15 protein-coding genes and 1 other RNA gene are annotated in these 15,155 nt (G+C 67.1%); 10 read left to right on the top strand and 6 right to left on the bottom strand.

Going from position 1 to position 15,155, the window contains the following annotated elements; genetic code table 11:
- The first annotated feature begins 118 nt into the window (after positions 1-118).
- A complete protein-coding gene (locus tag AB7F10_RS01260) occupies positions 119-505 on the top strand; it encodes a hypothetical protein (RefSeq protein WP_428558121.1) in 387 nt (128 codons plus the stop codon).
- Positions 506-632: 127 nt separating this feature from the next.
- Here the strand turns inward: AB7F10_RS01260 and ssrS are convergent.
- From ssrS to AB7F10_RS01240, 4 genes are all read right to left on the bottom strand, one after another.
- A non-coding RNA gene (gene ssrS, locus AB7F10_RS01255) (6S RNA) lies at positions 633-786 on the bottom strand.
- A gap of 65 nt (positions 787-851) precedes the next feature.
- Positions 852-1,235, bottom strand: a complete 384-nt coding sequence (locus AB7F10_RS01250) for a PaaI family thioesterase (protein WP_428558407.1) — start codon at positions 1,233-1,235, stop codon at positions 852-854.
- A gap of 63 nt (positions 1,236-1,298) precedes the next feature.
- Positions 1,299-1,688, bottom strand: coding sequence for a cell division protein ZapA (locus AB7F10_RS01245; protein WP_428558122.1), 390 nt, complete (start codon positions 1,686-1,688; stop codon positions 1,299-1,301).
- Positions 1,689-1,690: 2 nt separating this feature from the next.
- Positions 1,691-1,975 (bottom strand): DUF4164 domain-containing protein, encoded by a 285-nt coding sequence (locus AB7F10_RS01240; RefSeq protein WP_428558123.1) that lies wholly within the window; start codon positions 1,973-1,975, stop codon positions 1,691-1,693.
- A 205-nt stretch (positions 1,976-2,180) separates the two neighbouring features.
- Here AB7F10_RS01240 and tkt point away from each other — a divergent pair, with 205 nt between their 5' ends.
- The 4 genes from tkt (at position 2,181) to AB7F10_RS01220 (ending at position 7,757) form a co-directional block, all read left to right on the top strand.
- Positions 2,181-4,235 (top strand): transketolase, encoded by a 2,055-nt coding sequence (gene tkt, locus AB7F10_RS01235; RefSeq protein WP_428558125.1) that lies wholly within the window; start codon positions 2,181-2,183, stop codon positions 4,233-4,235.
- Between the two features lie 34 nt (positions 4,236-4,269).
- Positions 4,270-5,277, top strand: coding sequence for a type I glyceraldehyde-3-phosphate dehydrogenase (gene gap, locus AB7F10_RS01230; protein ID WP_428558126.1), 1,008 nt, complete (start codon positions 4,270-4,272; stop codon positions 5,275-5,277).
- A gap of 127 nt (positions 5,278-5,404) precedes the next feature.
- Positions 5,405-6,598, top strand: a complete 1,194-nt coding sequence (locus AB7F10_RS01225; RefSeq protein ID WP_428558127.1) for a phosphoglycerate kinase — start codon at positions 5,405-5,407, stop codon at positions 6,596-6,598.
- A gap of 133 nt (positions 6,599-6,731) precedes the next feature.
- Positions 6,732-7,757 carry a class I fructose-bisphosphate aldolase gene (locus tag AB7F10_RS01220; RefSeq protein WP_428558128.1) on the top strand — a complete coding sequence of 342 codons (1,026 nt, stop codon included), beginning with the start codon at positions 6,732-6,734 and terminating at the stop codon, positions 7,755-7,757.
- Positions 7,758-7,882: 125 nt separating this feature from the next.
- On the opposite strand, the gene AB7F10_RS01215 is transcribed toward AB7F10_RS01220, so the two are convergent.
- Positions 7,883-8,812, bottom strand: a complete 930-nt coding sequence (locus AB7F10_RS01215) for a helix-turn-helix domain-containing protein (protein WP_428558129.1) — start codon at positions 8,810-8,812, stop codon at positions 7,883-7,885.
- A gap of 110 nt (positions 8,813-8,922) precedes the next feature.
- Here AB7F10_RS01215 and glcF point away from each other — a divergent pair, with 110 nt between their 5' ends.
- Both glcF and AB7F10_RS01205 read left to right on the top strand, forming a co-directional pair.
- On the top strand, positions 8,923-10,245 hold the full coding sequence (gene glcF / locus AB7F10_RS01210; protein ID WP_428558130.1) for a glycolate oxidase subunit GlcF: 1,323 nt from the start codon (positions 8,923-8,925) through the stop codon (positions 10,243-10,245).
- Positions 10,246-10,256: 11 nt separating this feature from the next.
- Positions 10,257-11,768, top strand: coding sequence for an FAD-binding oxidoreductase (locus AB7F10_RS01205; protein ID WP_428558131.1), 1,512 nt, complete (start codon positions 10,257-10,259; stop codon positions 11,766-11,768).
- Positions 11,769-11,876: 108 nt separating this feature from the next.
- On the opposite strand, the gene AB7F10_RS01200 is transcribed toward AB7F10_RS01205, so the two are convergent.
- Entirely contained in the window at positions 11,877-12,167 is a 291-nt protein-coding gene (locus AB7F10_RS01200; RefSeq protein ID WP_428558132.1) for a hypothetical protein, read from the bottom strand.
- A gap of 95 nt (positions 12,168-12,262) precedes the next feature.
- Between AB7F10_RS01200 and AB7F10_RS01195 the strand changes: the two genes are divergently transcribed.
- The 3 genes from AB7F10_RS01195 to AB7F10_RS01185 all read left to right on the top strand — a co-directional run bounded on the left by AB7F10_RS01195 (position 12,263) and on the right by AB7F10_RS01185 (position 15,155).
- Complete coding sequence (locus AB7F10_RS01195) at positions 12,263-12,892, top strand: glutathione S-transferase family protein (RefSeq protein WP_428558133.1); 630 nt, start codon at positions 12,263-12,265, stop codon at positions 12,890-12,892.
- A gap of 231 nt (positions 12,893-13,123) precedes the next feature.
- Positions 13,124-14,461 carry a lytic transglycosylase domain-containing protein gene (locus tag AB7F10_RS01190; RefSeq protein WP_428558134.1) on the top strand — a complete coding sequence of 446 codons (1,338 nt, stop codon included), beginning with the start codon at positions 13,124-13,126 and terminating at the stop codon, positions 14,459-14,461.
- Between the two features lie 40 nt (positions 14,462-14,501).
- Positions 14,502-15,155 (top strand): thiamine phosphate synthase, encoded by a 654-nt coding sequence (locus tag AB7F10_RS01185; RefSeq protein ID WP_428558135.1) that lies wholly within the window; start codon positions 14,502-14,504, stop codon positions 15,153-15,155.

The raw sequence follows: 15,155 nt of genomic DNA, 5'->3' as shown, positions 1-15,155 counted from the left end.
GCCCTCACCTTAGCGCCCCAATTCCGACGCGACCACCTCCGCCGGCGCACGACGGCCTTGAACTTTTTGCCGATCCGCCGCGACCAACCCACCAGCGCCGCCATGCGAGGAGACCGCCATGAAACGCCAGTTCGTTGTCGCCGCGTTAGGCGTCTTCGTCGCGATTGCCGCGGCCCACGCGAAAGCCGAGACGCAGGACGCCGCTCCCTGCGCCGCGTTGCAGACGCGCTATGAGACCGAGTTCAAGCGCACGGTGGTGAAAGCGATCGGCACGCTCGACCGCAAGGAGCGTTGCGAGATCGGCCGCGAGGGCATGGCGATCCTCGACAAGCTCGCGGCGGCAACCGAGAACTGTCCGGCTCAGGCAGCCGAAACGCCCGCTGAGAACTCGGGCGACCGGATTGCGGACCTCGCCGCGCGCATGAAGATTATCAACGACGGCGAAAGCATCCGGGAGATGGTGGCGCGCCGCAAGGCGTCGTTCGCCCGCGCCTGCGGCCGGTAGTGGACGGAACGTTAGACATCGTCGCCGTCATGCCCGGCTTTATGCCGGGCATCCACGTCCTTTCTTCGCTAACAAGCTAGACGTGGATGGCCGGGACAAGCCCGGCCATGACAGAAAAAGTAGGAAGTGCGGAGCCGCATAGGCCGTTGGAGACCGATCCCGGGAACCTACATAAGTAGGTGGGCGCCATGTGACCGGAACCAGGGTCCCGGCCAGGGACAGCTCCCGTAGAGATCGTAAGGCCCCGAGCATATTGCTCCTGACGCGCCTCGCAGCCCCGCCCGGACAATGTAGTGCCGAACCCGTCCCGGCGCCATGGGGAGCGAAAATGGCCGGCGGAGCGCGGTTAATCCTTCAATCCCGTCCCGGTATTGACCACCATCATCGTGGCGGTCATCAGCGCGACCTGCTTCGATTGGCCGCCCGTTTCCGCGAACACTTCGCCGAGGCAGACCATCAGCGTCTTGCCGGCGCGCACCACGCGCCCCTTCGCGCGCAGCCGCTCGCCCTTGGCCGGCGACATCAGGTTGACCTTGAACTCGGTGGTCAGCACCGCGGCATCGTCCGGCATCTTGGTCAGCGCGGCAAAGCCGCAGGCGGTGTCGACGATGGTCGTCACCGCGCCGGCATGAATGAAGCCGTGCTGCTGCGTCAGCGCCGCCGAGAACGGCAGCACGATCTCCACTTCGCCGTCGCGCACCGCGTCGAGCCTCGCGCCGAGCGTCGCCATGAACTGCTGGCGCGCGAAACTCGCCTCGATCCGCGCAACGGTTTTGTCGGCAACGCTCACGGCCTATCCGATCGCCACGCCGCCGCCCTCGCCGAGCGTCTGGTTCAGCTTTCGGGTGATGCCCTCGATGCGCTCGGCCGCCGAGTTGAAGGCGTTGACCACCGCGGCGGAAGCGTCCTTGGCGCGGTCGGCGGCGGCGACGCGCGCATCCTGCAAGGCGGTGAGCTCTTCCTCCAGCCGCCGCACCCGCGTCGTCGCTTCGGACAACTCGTCCGCCACCATCAGCGCCGCCATCACGGTGAGCCGCGTGTCGCCGATCTCGCCGAACTTGCCGCGCAACTCGTTGATGCGCTGCTCAATGCCGGCGGCGAGCGAGCGCAGATGCTCCTCCTGCCCGTCCTCGCAGGCGAGGCGGAACTGCCGTCCGTTGATCGTGGTGACGACGGTCGCCATCGTCAGGTCTGCCCGTTCGCCGCGATCACGGCGCGGATCGAGCCGATCGCGGCGTCGATGCGCTGCGCGATGTCGCGGTTGGTCTGCTCCAGCGCGCGCACCCGCGCCGTCTCGCCGTCGAGCGCGGCGGCAAGCTTGGAGCGATCGGAGCCGAGCGAATGCACCTGGCTCGCGAGATCGTTCGCGCCGCGATCGGCCTCGCGGCGGCGCTCGACCGCCGCGTCGAGCGCATCGAGCGCGAGCGCCAGCCGCTTGACCGCGGCGTCGACTGGACCTGGCTCCGTCATCGCCTGTTCCGCTCTCGAAAAATGATGTGCTGGCAGGTGCTTACAGGCAGAACCTTACGTTCCGTGCGACCGCGGCGTCAACGCCCGGCGCAGCTTTGGCCCCGGTGTTTTTTCCCCCTGTGCATCGCCCCCGCCGGCCGGCCCCGTTTCATTGACTCCGGGGGACCACATGCTAAGTGACCCTCGCAACCGGGCATTATTATTCATGAGTTCAAACGCCTCGCCGTCCGCCGCTGTCGCCAGTTCGCAGCGTCGCGCTGCGGATGCGCCCGCCGTCGCCCCAAATTCCCCACATGCGCGGCTGGCCAATGCCGTCCGCGCCCTCGCGATGGATGCCGTCGAAGCCGCCAAATCCGGCCATCCCGGCCTGCCGATGGGCGCCGCCGACATCGCCACCGTGCTGTTCACGCAGTTTTTGAAATTCGACGCCGCCGCGCCGAAATGGGCGGACCGCGACCGCTTCGTGCTCTCCGCCGGCCACGGCTCGATGCTGATCTACGCGCTGCTGCACCTCACCGGCTACGAGGGCGTGACGCTCGACCAGCTCAAAAACTTCCGCAAGCTCGGCTCGAACACACCGGGGCACCCCGAGAATTTCGAGACGCCGGGCGTCGAGACCACCACCGGCCCGCTCGGCCAGGGCATCGCCAATGCCGTCGGCATGGCGATCGCCGAGCGGCACATGGCCGCGGTGTTCGGCGACGTCGTCGACCACAAGACTTATGTGCTCTGCTCCGACGGCGACCTGATGGAAGGCATCAGCCAGGAAGCCATCGCGCTCGCCGGCCATCTGAAGCTCAGCAAGCTGATCGTGCTGTTCGACGACAACGGCATCTCGATCGACGGCGCGATCTCGCTGTCGGACTCGGTCGATCAGGTGAAGCGTTTCGAGGCCGTCGGCTGGTCCGCGATGCGCATCGACGGCCACGATCCCTCCGCCATCGCCGCCGCGCTGGAAAAGGCGCAGGCGAGCGACAAGCCGACCATGATCGCCTGCAAGACGACCATCGGCTTCGGCGCGCCGACCAAGGCCGGCAAGTCGTCGTCGCACGGCTCGCCGCTCGGCGCCGAAGAGATCGCCGGCGCGCGCAAGAATCTCGGCTGGGACCTGCCGCCGTTCGAGATCCCGCAGGACGTCCGCGACGCCTGGCTTGCCGCCGGCGCGCGCGGTCAGTCCGCGCATGCCGACTGGACGAAGCGCCTCGCCGCGCTGCCGGCCGGCGAGCGCAGCGAATTCGAGCGCCGCATGCGCGGCGACCTGCCGACAACCGCGCTCGCCGACGCGGTGCGCAGCGTCAAGGAAACGCTCGCCGCGACGCCGAAGAACATCGCGACCCGCTCTTCGTCCGAATTCGCGCTGGAGACGCTGGTGCCGGCGGTGCCGGAGATGATCGGCGGCTCCGCCGACCTCACCGGCTCCAACAACACGCGCACCAAATCGATGAAGGCGATGAGCGCGGCGGATTTCTCCGGCCGCTTCATCCATTACGGCATCCGCGAGCACGGCATGGCCGCCGCGATGAACGGCATGGTACTGCACGGCGGCATCATCCCCTATTCCGGCACGTTCCTCGTGTTCTCCGATTACTGCCGGCCGTCGATCCGCCTCGCCGCGCTGATGGGCGAACGCGCCATCCACGTCATGACGCATGACTCGATCGGCCTCGGCGAAGACGGACCGACCCACCAGCCGGTCGAACATCTCGCCGCGCTGCGCGCCGTTCCCAATCTTCTCGTGTTCCGCCCCTGCGACGCGGTCGAGACGCTCGAGTGCTGGCAGTTGGCGCTCGAGTCGAAAGACCGTCCGAGCGTGCTGGCGCTGACGCGGCAGAACCTGCCGCAGCTGCGCACCGGCGTCGACGCCGAGAACATCTGCGCCCGCGGCGCTTACGAGATCGCCGGGCCGGACGGCGCGTCGGACGTGTCGATCTTCGCGACCGGCTCCGAGGTCGAAATCGCGGTCGAGGCCGCCAAGCTTCTCGCGCAGCGCAGCATCGCGGCGCGTGTCGTCTCGGTGCCGAGCTTCGAACTGTTTGCCGAGCAGCCGGCCGAGGTTCGCCGCGCCATCCGCGGCAATGCGCGCGTCAATGTCGGCGTCGAGGCCGCCGTGCGGCAGGGCTGGGACGCCATCATCGGCTCCGACGGCCTGTTCGTCGGCATGACGGGCTTTGGCGCCAGCGCGCCTTACAAAGACCTTTATAAGCACTTTGGAATAACGCCCGAGGCCGTGGCGGACGCCGCCGCGAAAGCACTCGGGTAAGCGAACTTGCAAACTTGATACAGGAGCCGGGGCGATGACTGTGCGCGTGGCGATCAATGGTTTCGGACGGATCGGGCGGAACATTCTCCGCGCCATCGTCGAGAGCGGTCGCAAGGATATCGATGTGGTCGGCATCAACGATCTGGGGCCGGTCGAGACCAACGCGCACCTGCTGCGCTACGACTCGGTGCACGGCCGCTTCCCGGCGCAGGTCACCGTCTCGGGCGACACCATCACCGTCGACCGTCACAAGATGAAGGTCAGCGCCGAGAAGGACCCCGCCAAGCTGCCGTGGAAGGACCTCGGCGTCGACATCGCGCTCGAGTGCACCGGCATCTTCACCACCAAGGAGAAGGCTTCGGCCCACCTCACCGCCGGCGCCAAGCGCGTGATCGTGTCCGCGCCGGCCGAAGGCGTCGACCTCACCGTCGTCTACGGCGTCAACCACGACAAGCTGACCCCGGATCACAAGGTCATCTCGAACGCTTCCTGCACGACCAACTGCCTCGCGCCGGTCGCCAAGGTGCTGAACGACGCGATCGGCATCGAGAAGGGCTTCATGACCACGATCCACGCCTATACCGGCGACCAGCCCACGCTCGACACCATGCACAAGGATCTCTACCGCGCCCGCGCGGCGGCGATGTCGATGATCCCGACCTCGACCGGCGCGGCCAAGGCGGTCGGCCTCGTGCTGCCGGAACTGAACGGCAAGCTCGACGGCGTTTCGATCCGCGTGCCGACGCCGAACGTCTCGGTGGTCGATTTCAAGTTCGTCGCCAAGAAGAAGACCGACAAGGACGAGATCAACGGCGCGATCAAGCGCGCAGCCGAGCAGCAGCTCAAGGGCATCCTCGGCTACACCAACGATCCCAACGTCTCGATCGACTTCAACCATGACCCGCACTCCTCGGTGTTCCACATGGACCAGACCAAGGTCATGGACGGCACGCTGGTGCGCGTGCTCGCCTGGTACGACAACGAGTGGGGCTTCTCCAACCGCATGGCGGACACCGCCGTCGCGATGGGCAAGCTGATCTGATCCAGCGCCGTCATCCTGAGGTGCGCGTCTCTTGACGCGCCTCGAAGGATGACGGGTTCGGGCTGCCATCCTTCGAGGCTCGCGGCTTCGCCACTCGCACCTCAGGATGACGAGTAAGGTTGTTCACATGCCGCAATTCCCCACGCTCGATCAGGCTGACGTGAAGGGCAAGCGCGTGCTTGTCCGGCTCGACCTCAACGTGCCGCTCGACAACGGCACGGTGAGCGACGCGACGCGCATCGAACGCGCCAAGCCGACCGTCACCGAACTTTCGGCCAAAGGCGCGAAGGTCATCCTGCTCTCGCATTTCGGCCGGCCCAAGGGCCGCGATCCGAAAGAGTCGCTCAAGCCGGTGGCGGACGCCGCCGCTCGCATCTTCGGCAAGCCGGTCGCCTTCGCGGACGACTGCGTCGGCGCGAGCGCCGAGCAGGCCGTCGCCGCGATGAAAGCCGGCGACATTCTCTGTCTCGAGAACACCCGCTTCCACAAGGAAGAAGAAAAGAACGATCCGGCCTTCGTCGCCGCGCTCGCGAAGCTCGGCGACGTTTACGTCAACGACGCCTTCTCGGCGGCGCATCGCGCGCATGCCTCGACCGAAGGTCTGGCGCACAAGCTCCCTGCCTATGCCGGCCGCAGCCTGCAGGCCGAACTCGAAGCGCTCGGCAAGGCGCTCGAGACGCCGCGGCGTCCAGTCGCGGCCATCGTCGGCGGCGCCAAGATTTCGACCAAGCTCGACCTGCTCGGCAACCTGCTGAAGAAGGTCGACAGCCTCATCATCGGCGGCGCGATGGCCAACACCTTCTTGCTTGCGCAAGGCAAGCCGGTCGGCAAGTCGCTGGTGGAGCGCGACCTGATCGCCACCGCGCAGCAGATCATGCGGCAGGCCGCCGAGGCCAATCGCGAGATCGTGCTGCCGGTCGACGTCGTGGTGGCGCAGAAGTTCGAGGCCAACGCGCCCTCCCGCGCGGTCGGCGTCGATCAGGTCGGCGCGGACGACATGATCCTCGACATCGGCCCAAAGAGCATCGAGCACGTCGTTTCGGTGCTGGCGCGCTCGAAAACGCTGGTCTGGAACGGCCCGTTCGGCGCCTTCGAGATGGAGCCGTTCGACACCGGCACCGTCGCGGTGGCGGAGGCCGCCGCCGAACTGACGGGCGCCGGCAAGCTTGTCTCGATCGCCGGCGGCGGCGACACCGTGGCCGCCGTCAACGCGGCCGGCGTGGGCGACCGCCTCACATATGTGTCGACCGCCGGCGGCGCCTTCCTCGAATGGCTCGAAGGCAAGGCGCTTCCGGGCGTCGAGGCGCTCAAGAAGCCCTGAACATCGCGTCGCACCCCCTCCCGCCCGGCGCGGGGGAACGCTAGAAATGTGCCCGAAAAACGCCGGCTGGCCGGCGCAGAATTGCAGCACGCAGACTTGCGACACATAAGAGCACTGGCTCAAGGAGACTGAGATGAACCTGGCCGAACTGAACAAGGTCGCCGAAGCGATGGTCGCGCCCGGCAAGGGCATTCTCGCCGCCGACGAATCCTCCGGCACCATCAAGAAGCGCTTCGACGCCATCGGCGTCGACTCGACCGAGGACAATCGCCGCGACTATCGCGAGATGATGTTCCGCACCACCGACGCGATGATGAACCACATCTCCGGCGTCATCCTCTATGACGAGACGATCTGGCAGAAGGCGAAGGACGGCACGCTGCTGGTCGACGTCATCAAGAAGGCCGGCGCCATTCCCGGCATCAAGGTCGACGAAGGCACCAAGCCGCTGCCGAACTGCCCCGGCGAGCTCATCACCATCGGCCTCGACAAGCTCGCGGACCGCCTGCCGAAATATTACGAGCAGGGCGCGCGCTTCGCGAAATGGCGCGCGGTGATCGACATCGGCCAGGGCATCCCGAGCTATGCCGCGATCTCGACCAACGCGCATGCGCTCGCGCGCTACGCCGCGCTGTGCCAGGCCGCGCAGATCGTGCCGATCGTCGAGCCGGAAGTGCTGATGGACGGCGCGCACGACATCGACCGCTGCTACGAGGTCACGGAATTCGCGCTGAAGGAAACTTTTCAGCAGCTTTACTATCAGCGCGTCGCGCTCGAAGGCATCGTGCTCAAGCCGAACATGGCGATCGCCGGCAAGAAGAGCGCGAAGAAGGCTTCCGTGCAGGAGGTCGCCGAGAAGACGGTGAAGATGCTGAAGAACTGCGTGCCGGGCGCGGTGCCGGGCATCGCCTTCCTGTCAGGCGGCCAGTCCGACGAAGAAGCGACCGCGCATCTCGACGCGATGAACAAGATCGGCAACCTGCCGTGGAAGCTGACCTTCTCCTACGGCCGCGCGCTGCAGGCCGCGCCGCAGAAGGCCTGGGCCGGCAAGAGCGAGAACGTCGCCGCCGCGCAGCGCGCCTTCTCGCATCGCGCCAAGATGAACGGCCTCGCCGCGATGGGCCAGTGGAAGCAGGATCTCGAGAAGAAGGCGGCCTAGAGAATTACCTGCTCGGCTCGAACACACTCCGCTCATTCCCGCGAAAGCGGGAATCCAGATACAGAAAATGGACCCCCGCTTTCGCGGGGGTGAGCGGCTCCTGAGCGGCCGCACGAACGGACAATTCAGTTCCGCCGCATATCCCGCGGTGCCTGGCCAAACCGCGCGCGGAACGTCTTGCTGAAATGCGACAGGTCGCTGAAGCCGAAACGGTAGGCGACCTCCGAAATGCTCGACGCGCGCTGTGCCGGATCGCACAGCGCGCGTTTGCATTCCTCCAGCCGGTTTTCCAGCAGCCACATGCCGAAGCTCTGCCCCGTCGCCGCGAAGCGCGAATGCAGCGTGCGCGGCGAAATCCGGAACTGCGCGGCCACCTGCCCCGGCGTCAGGTCCGGATCGCCGAGACGGTCGCGGCAGAAGGCGAGGATCGCCTGCATCTGCACGTCGGGATGCGCGTGCGCGTCCGCCGCATCCGGCGCGGTGGCGAGCGCCAGCAGATTGCACAGATTGTCGGTCAGCACCTGCGCCTGCCCGGCGGCGAACGGCTCCTCGCCGGCCAGCTGGCGGATGTGCCGCCGCGCCAGATCGACGAACGGCGATGACGCCGCGATGCGCTGCATGCCGCCTCGCCGGATCCACGGCGCGCGGGCATCGAGCGTGCGCCGCGGCACCACCGCGAGGATGCGGCTCACCGCGCCGGGAAACGTCACGCGGAACGGCTGCGTGCCGTCCATCACCGCGATCTCGCCGGGCGCGAGCCAGAACTCGCGGCCGCCCTGCGACAGCCCGCTGCGCCCGCGCGACTGCAGGCTGATGAGATAATGGTCCTCGCCGGCGCGCGCCGCGCGGCGCGGATCGCGCAGGATCGAGTGGCCGCTGGCGTGGAACGTCGCGAAACGCAGCGGCCCGAAATTGCGGCCGGCGATGCTGGCGCGGAACTTCTCGCGCGGCGCCTCGACCGCGACGTCGAGCACGGTCGCGCACACCGCCTCGTGCCAGTAGGCGATGCCGTCGTCAGGCTTGACCGTGTCCGTGGACCAGACGCGCGCGGCCACCGCGACCTCCTAAGAATACCGACCGGAATCTACACCTTTTGCACGCTCAGCCAAATCGCCTCGCGCTCGGGACCAAGACCCGCGCACCGGGACGGCCCTAAGTTGCGGCCATGCAGACGCATTTTTCCGAGGCGCAGTTGCGCGACCCGGCGCTCGCCGAGGCCAAGGGCATCATCGAGACCTGCGTCCATTACGGCTTCTGCACCAACACCTGCCCGACCTATGTGCTGACCCGCGACGAGAACGAATCGCCGCGCGGCCGCATCGACCTCATTCGCGAGATGCTGGAAAATGGCGGCACGCCGAAGCCGGCGACCGTCGCCCATCTCGACAGTTGCCTGTCGTGCCTCTCCTGCATGACCACTTGCGCGGTAAAGGTCGATTACGTCCATCTGATCGACCGCGCCCGCGTCCATATCGAACGGCACTACCGCCGCGGCGCGGCGGACCGTGCGTTGCGCGCCCTGCTCGCTTTTGTGCTGCCGCGCCCCCGGCTGTTCGCGCTGATGATGAGCGCCGGCCGCATGGTGAAGCCGCTCGCGCCGCTCCTCGGCAAGCGCCTCGCCGCCATGCTGGCGATGATCCCTGCCCGCACCGCGCCGGACATCGTCGCGCCACAGGTTTTCGCCGCCGATGGCGCGAAGCGCCATCGCGTTACGCTGCTCGCCGGCTGCGCCCAGCAGGCGCTCAACGGCGACATCAACGCGGCGACCGTTCGCCTGTTACAACGGCACGGCTGCGAGGTGGTGATCGCGCCGGGCGCCGGCTGCTGCGGCTCGCTGACGCTGCACATGGGCCACGAGGACGACGCCCGCCGCGCCGCCCGCGCCAATGTCGCGGCATGGCGCGAGGCCGGCGACCTCGACGCCGTGATCGTCAACGCCTCGGGCTGCGGCACCACGGTCAAGGACTACGGCCACCTGCTCGGCGGCGACGACGCAAAACGCATCGGCGCGCTGACCCGCGACGTCAGCGAGTTCCTGCTCGGCATCGGCTTTGCGCCTCCGGCGCCGCTGCCGCCGTATCGCGTCGCCTACCACGACCCCTGCTCGATGCAGCATGGCCAGCGCGTCATCGAACAGCCGCGCGCGCTGCTGCGCGCCGCGGGCTTCGAGGTCGTCGACGTGCCGGAGCGGCATTTCTGCTGCGGCTCCGCCGGCACCTACAATCTGCTGCAGCCGGCGACGGCGGCGCAGCTCGGCGCGCGCAAGGCCGCGCATATCGCCAGTACCGATCCCGACATCGTCGCCACCGCCAATATCGGCTGCATGACGCAGATCGCGCATCACCTCGGCCGCCCGGTGGTTCACATCGTCGAGCTGCTCGACTGGGCGAGCGGCGGCCCGCGCCCGCCCGCGCTCGCCAACGTCACGCTGCGCGAACCGCAACCGCAAACCACGACCGCGCCGGCCGCCGATGCCGGCTTTTGGTGAGGACAAGGATCATGACCGCGAACTTCGACGCCTTCTTCAAGGACATCGCGAGCAAGCTCGGCGCCAATGCCGTCAACCGCGCCGAGGAAACGCTGGTGCGCTACGGCGAGAACACCATGCCCGGCGGCGACCGCCGACCGGCCGGCGTGGTCTATCCGAAATCCACCGCCGACGTGCAGGCGATCGTGCGCAGCGCCAACGCACACCGCATTCCGCTCTATCCCGTCAGCACCGGCAACAATATCGGGCTCGGCAGCCGCTCCGCCTCGACCGCCGGACAGGTCATCGTCGATCTCGGCCGCGACATGAATCGTATCCTGGAAATCAACGACCGCCTCGCCTATGCGGTGGTCGAGCCCGGCGTCACCTATCAGGCGATGCACGATGAACTCGTGCGGCGCGGCAACCAGTTAATGGTCGACGTCACCTCCGGCCCGCCGCAGGGCGGCATGATCGGCAACGCGCTCGACAAGGGCGCCGGCTACACGCCCTATTTCGATCACTTCGGCTTCGCCTGCGGCATGGAGGTCGTGCTCGGCAACGGCGAGGTGCTGCGCACCGGCGACGGCTCGCTCGATCACGACACGCTGGTGAACTGGCACACCTCGAAATATTCCTTCGGGCCGATCCTCGACGGCCTGTTCACACAGTCGAATTACGGCATCGTCACAAAGATGGGCATCTGGCTGATGCCGCGGCCGCCGGCGGTGCAATCGTTCCACTTCACTTTCCCCGACGACGACGACCTCGAGGAGGTCATCGAGCTGTGCCGCCCGCTGAAGCTGTCGAACTTCGTGCCGACGCTGTTCCGGGTGGCCAACGATCTTTATCTTTGCGCCTCCGAAGGCGAGAGCCCGGAAGCGCACACCGGCAAATCATTGTCCCGTGACGCGCGCGTCGCGTTGCGCAACAGGTTCGGCCTCGGCGCGTGGAACGTCTCCGGCGCGTTCTACGGGCCGAACGAGGCCGCCATCGCGCCGATGATCCAGCGCGTGCGCGACCATTTCTGCAAGTCCGGTAAGGCGACTTACATCGACCACAACGCCGCGCAGGCGGTGCCGGCCTTCCAGGTCGCGATCAATGCCTTTTCCGGCAAGCCGAGCCTCGGCGAGTTGGGTCTGCTGAAGTGGCGGCCGGGCGGCGGCAATATCTGGTTCACGCCGGGCACGCCGATGGACGGCAGGATCGCCAACGAATTCCAGAAGCTCGGCCGCAGGATCTTCGAGGATCACGGCCTCGATTACACCGTTATGAATGTCTGCGGGCCGCGCTTCGCGCGCGGGCTGCACGTCATCACCTTCAACCGTCAGGACGAGGATGAGTGCCGGCGCGCCGATGCCTGTTACCGCGCGATGGCGGCCGAGGTCGCCAAGCGCGGCGTCTTCGTCGGCCGCGCGCCGCTCGACTATCACGACATGCATTTCGCGCAGACGATGCCGGCGTTCCGGCAGGCCTGCTCGGACATCAAGCAGGCGCTCGATCCCAACGGCGTCATCGCGCCTGGCCGCTACGGCATCACCTGACGAGGCAAGACTGTCGAGACAGACTTTCTCATCGCGCAAACGAAAAGGCGGCCGCTGACGGCCGCCTTCTTTATTTCAGCGCCTGAAACTCGTCGCTTCAGGATTCGATCAGTAGCACGTTTCGGTCGTCTTGCTGTTCGAGCCGAGCAAGGTATTCGTCTGCGTGGTGTGACGACGGCAATTTCCGTTGTCGGTCGTGGTCCGGCGCTCGCTGCCGAGAATACCGCCGATGCCGAATTCGGTCTTTTCCGAACGCACGGTCGCGGTCGGCGCGGGCTCGACGATCACCGCGGGAGGCGGCGCCGGCGTGGTTTCGATCACCGTCGTCGTCTGCGCATTCGCGGCGGCGGAAGTGAGCACGGCGGCCGACATCGCGACCGCGAAGATATTGAGCTTCATGGTCTGCTCCTGCTATTGGACTGACGGGATAACGCTTTCGCCCGCGGCGGGGTTCCCGGCCCCGTTTCACCGACACTGCGACAAGGACATATCTCGTGATCGATCTTTATACCTGGACGACACCGAACGGCCGCAAAGCCTCCATTGCGCTCGAGGAACTCGGCCTGCCCTACACCGTTCATCCGATCGACATCGGCAAGGATGAACAGTTCGCTCCCGACTTTCTGAAAATTGCGCCGAACAATCGCATCCCCGCGATCGTCGACCGCGACAACGGCATGTCGCTGATGGAGTCCGGCGCGATCCTGATCTATCTCGCCGACAAGGCCGGCAAGCTGCTGCCGAAATCCGGCGAAGGCCGCTACCGCGTCATCGAGTGGCTGATGTGGCAGATGGGCGGCCCGGGGCCGATGCTCGGCCAGGTCCACCACTTCGTGAAATACAATCCCGGCAAGGCGCCCTATGCCGAGGAGCGTTATCTCAAGGAAGCGCAGCGCCTCTACAAGGTGCTCAACACGCGCCTCGAAGGCCGCGAATTCGTCGCCGACGACTACTCCATCGCCGACATCGCGATCTGGCCGTGGATCTCGCGTTTCGAGTGGCAGACCATCGATCTCAAGCAGTTCCCCAACGTGAAGCGCTGGTATGAAACCATCGCCAAGCGTCCGGCGGTGCAGAAGGGCTACGCGGTGCCCAAGGACATGGGCCCGATCCCGATGCCGTAAACGGCAACGCTACAATTTGAATGACTCGAACCGGCGTCGCGGAACCCGCGGCGCCGGTTTTATTTTGCGCGGGCCGCGCGGGGTTCCCTCATCGCGGAATGACCGCGCTTTCGCCGCAATGCTTTCAAATTACCGAACGATTTCGCGAGCAATGAAACTCCGGAAACGGGGGATCTCCGCACAACGCAGGCGGCCCGCGCCGTCAAACAGGAATTCCGAAGAATGCAGCGGATGCTCGCGACCGCGTGCGCGGTGATGCTGGCCTCGTTGATGCCGGCAATCGAGCTGGAAGACGCCACTCCGGTCGACGCAACGGAAACGGCCGCGCGCCACGATCGTTCCGCCGTCCCGGAAAAAAACACGAACGAGAAAACGCCGGCGCTCCGCCTCGCCTCCCTGAGCGACGGCGATCGCTTGTTGCAGGACGGCGCCGCGCGAGACGGCGCAAATGACGCGCCTGAGAGCATGCGCGACGAGGAGCTTGAGCCGGAGACCACACGGCACGCCGCGCCGGTGCCGGACGCGCGCGACCTCGCTTTGCCCGGCCTGCCCTCGCTCGACGCGCTCGATGCCGCCTTCGACGTTCCGGCGTTTCCGACCCTCGCCGCGCTCGACGCCGCTTTCGACAATCGTCCGATCGAGCTGCCGCCGGTGCCAATCCCGTCGCGGCGGCCGCCGACTTACGCCGAGATGTGCGAGGCGCTGGCGAGCGCGGCCAGCGCGCACAGTCTGCCGGCGCCGTTTCTGATTCGCCTGATCTGGCAGGAGAGCCGCTTCCGTCACAACGTCATCAGCCATGCCGGCGCGCAGGGCATCGCGCAGTTCATGCCGGAAACCGCCAACTACATGGGGCTCGACGATCCGTTCGACCCGCTCGAGGCGCTTCCGGTTTCGGCGCGCTTCCTGCGCAAGCTGATCGAACGCTTCGGCAATCTCGGCCTCGCCGCCGCCGCCTACAATGCGGGACCCAAGCGCGTGCTCGACTGGCTCGCCGGCAAGGGCCAGCTGCCGCAAGAGACGCAGGATTATGTGAAGACGATCACCGGCCAGCCGGCGGAGAAGTGGCGCAAGCCGGAAGCCACCGCCTCGCTCCAGCGCGTGCCGGTTCGCGCGCCGTGCCAGCGCGAGGCCGGGCTCTATGCCGCCAACGGTCCCGACCGCATCCCGCTGCCGCCCGACCGCACGCCGGAAAAAACCGTCGTCGCCGCCGCTGATAAGAAAGCCGATGGCGAGAAAGCCGGCAAGAAAGCCAAGGCGGCGGAAACCAAGCTGGCCAAAGCCGAAACGAAAACCGAAAGCAACAAGTCCGAGGCCGGCAAGTCGGAAGCCAAGTCGGACGCCAAACCCGAGCGCAAATCGATTCAGCTCGCCGCCATGAGCAAGGCCAAAGCCGACACGCGACATGACCGGAAAGCCGCGGGCCGCACCAGGCCCGCGCCGAACAAGCCCATCAACCTGAAGCCCGCCGCCGCCAAAGCGCAGGCGCAGGCGGACGCAAAGAGCGATTCGAAATCCGGCCGCCACGCCCCGAAGCCTGCGAAAAAAATCGCCGTCGCTGCGTCACGCTGATCGACCTCCTTTGCGCAAAATGCGCTAAGGTGCCGCCGCCATGACCTCCCGCCCCCGCAAGGCAGAACCGCGGCCGCGCCCGCGTCTTTATCTCATCACGCCCCCGGTGGCCGACGCCGCCGCCTTCGCGGGCGAGCTTGGCGCCGCGCTCGAAGGCGCCGACGTCGCCGCCGTGCTGCTGCGGTTCGCCGAGGGCGACGAGCGCACCCAGACCAACCGCATCAAGACGCTGGCACCGGCCGTTCAGGCGCGGGACGCCGCGCTGCTGAGCGACGGCCATGCCCGCCTCGCCGCGCGCGCCGGGGCGGACGGCGCCAACCTCACCGGCATCCGCGACCTGATCGACGCGCTCGAAACCCTGAAGCCCGACCGCATCGCCGGCTGCGCCGGCCTCGAGACGCGCCACGACGCCATGCTCGCCGCCGAAAGCGGCGCCGACTATGTGATGTTCGGCGAGCCGTCGGACGCCGGCCGTCCGGCGTTCCCCGCGGTGCTCGAGCGCATCGGCTGGTGGGCGGAGGTGTTCGAATTGCCGTGCGTCGGCTATGCCGCCGACGCGGACGAGGCGGAAGCGCTCGCGCGCGCCGGCGCCGATTTCGTCGCCGTCGATTTCATCTGGAACGATCCGCGTGGAGCGGCTGCGGCCGCCGCCGAGGTTGCCGCGCGCCTCGCGGCCGCGGAGCCGGTGTCGTGA

Source organism: Pseudolabrys sp. (genome assembly GCF_050250095.1).
GTDB lineage: Bacteria > Pseudomonadota > Alphaproteobacteria > Rhizobiales > Xanthobacteraceae > Pseudolabrys.
Note: the sequence above shows the minus strand (reverse complement) of the source record. Positions and strands in the feature narration are given on the sequence as shown.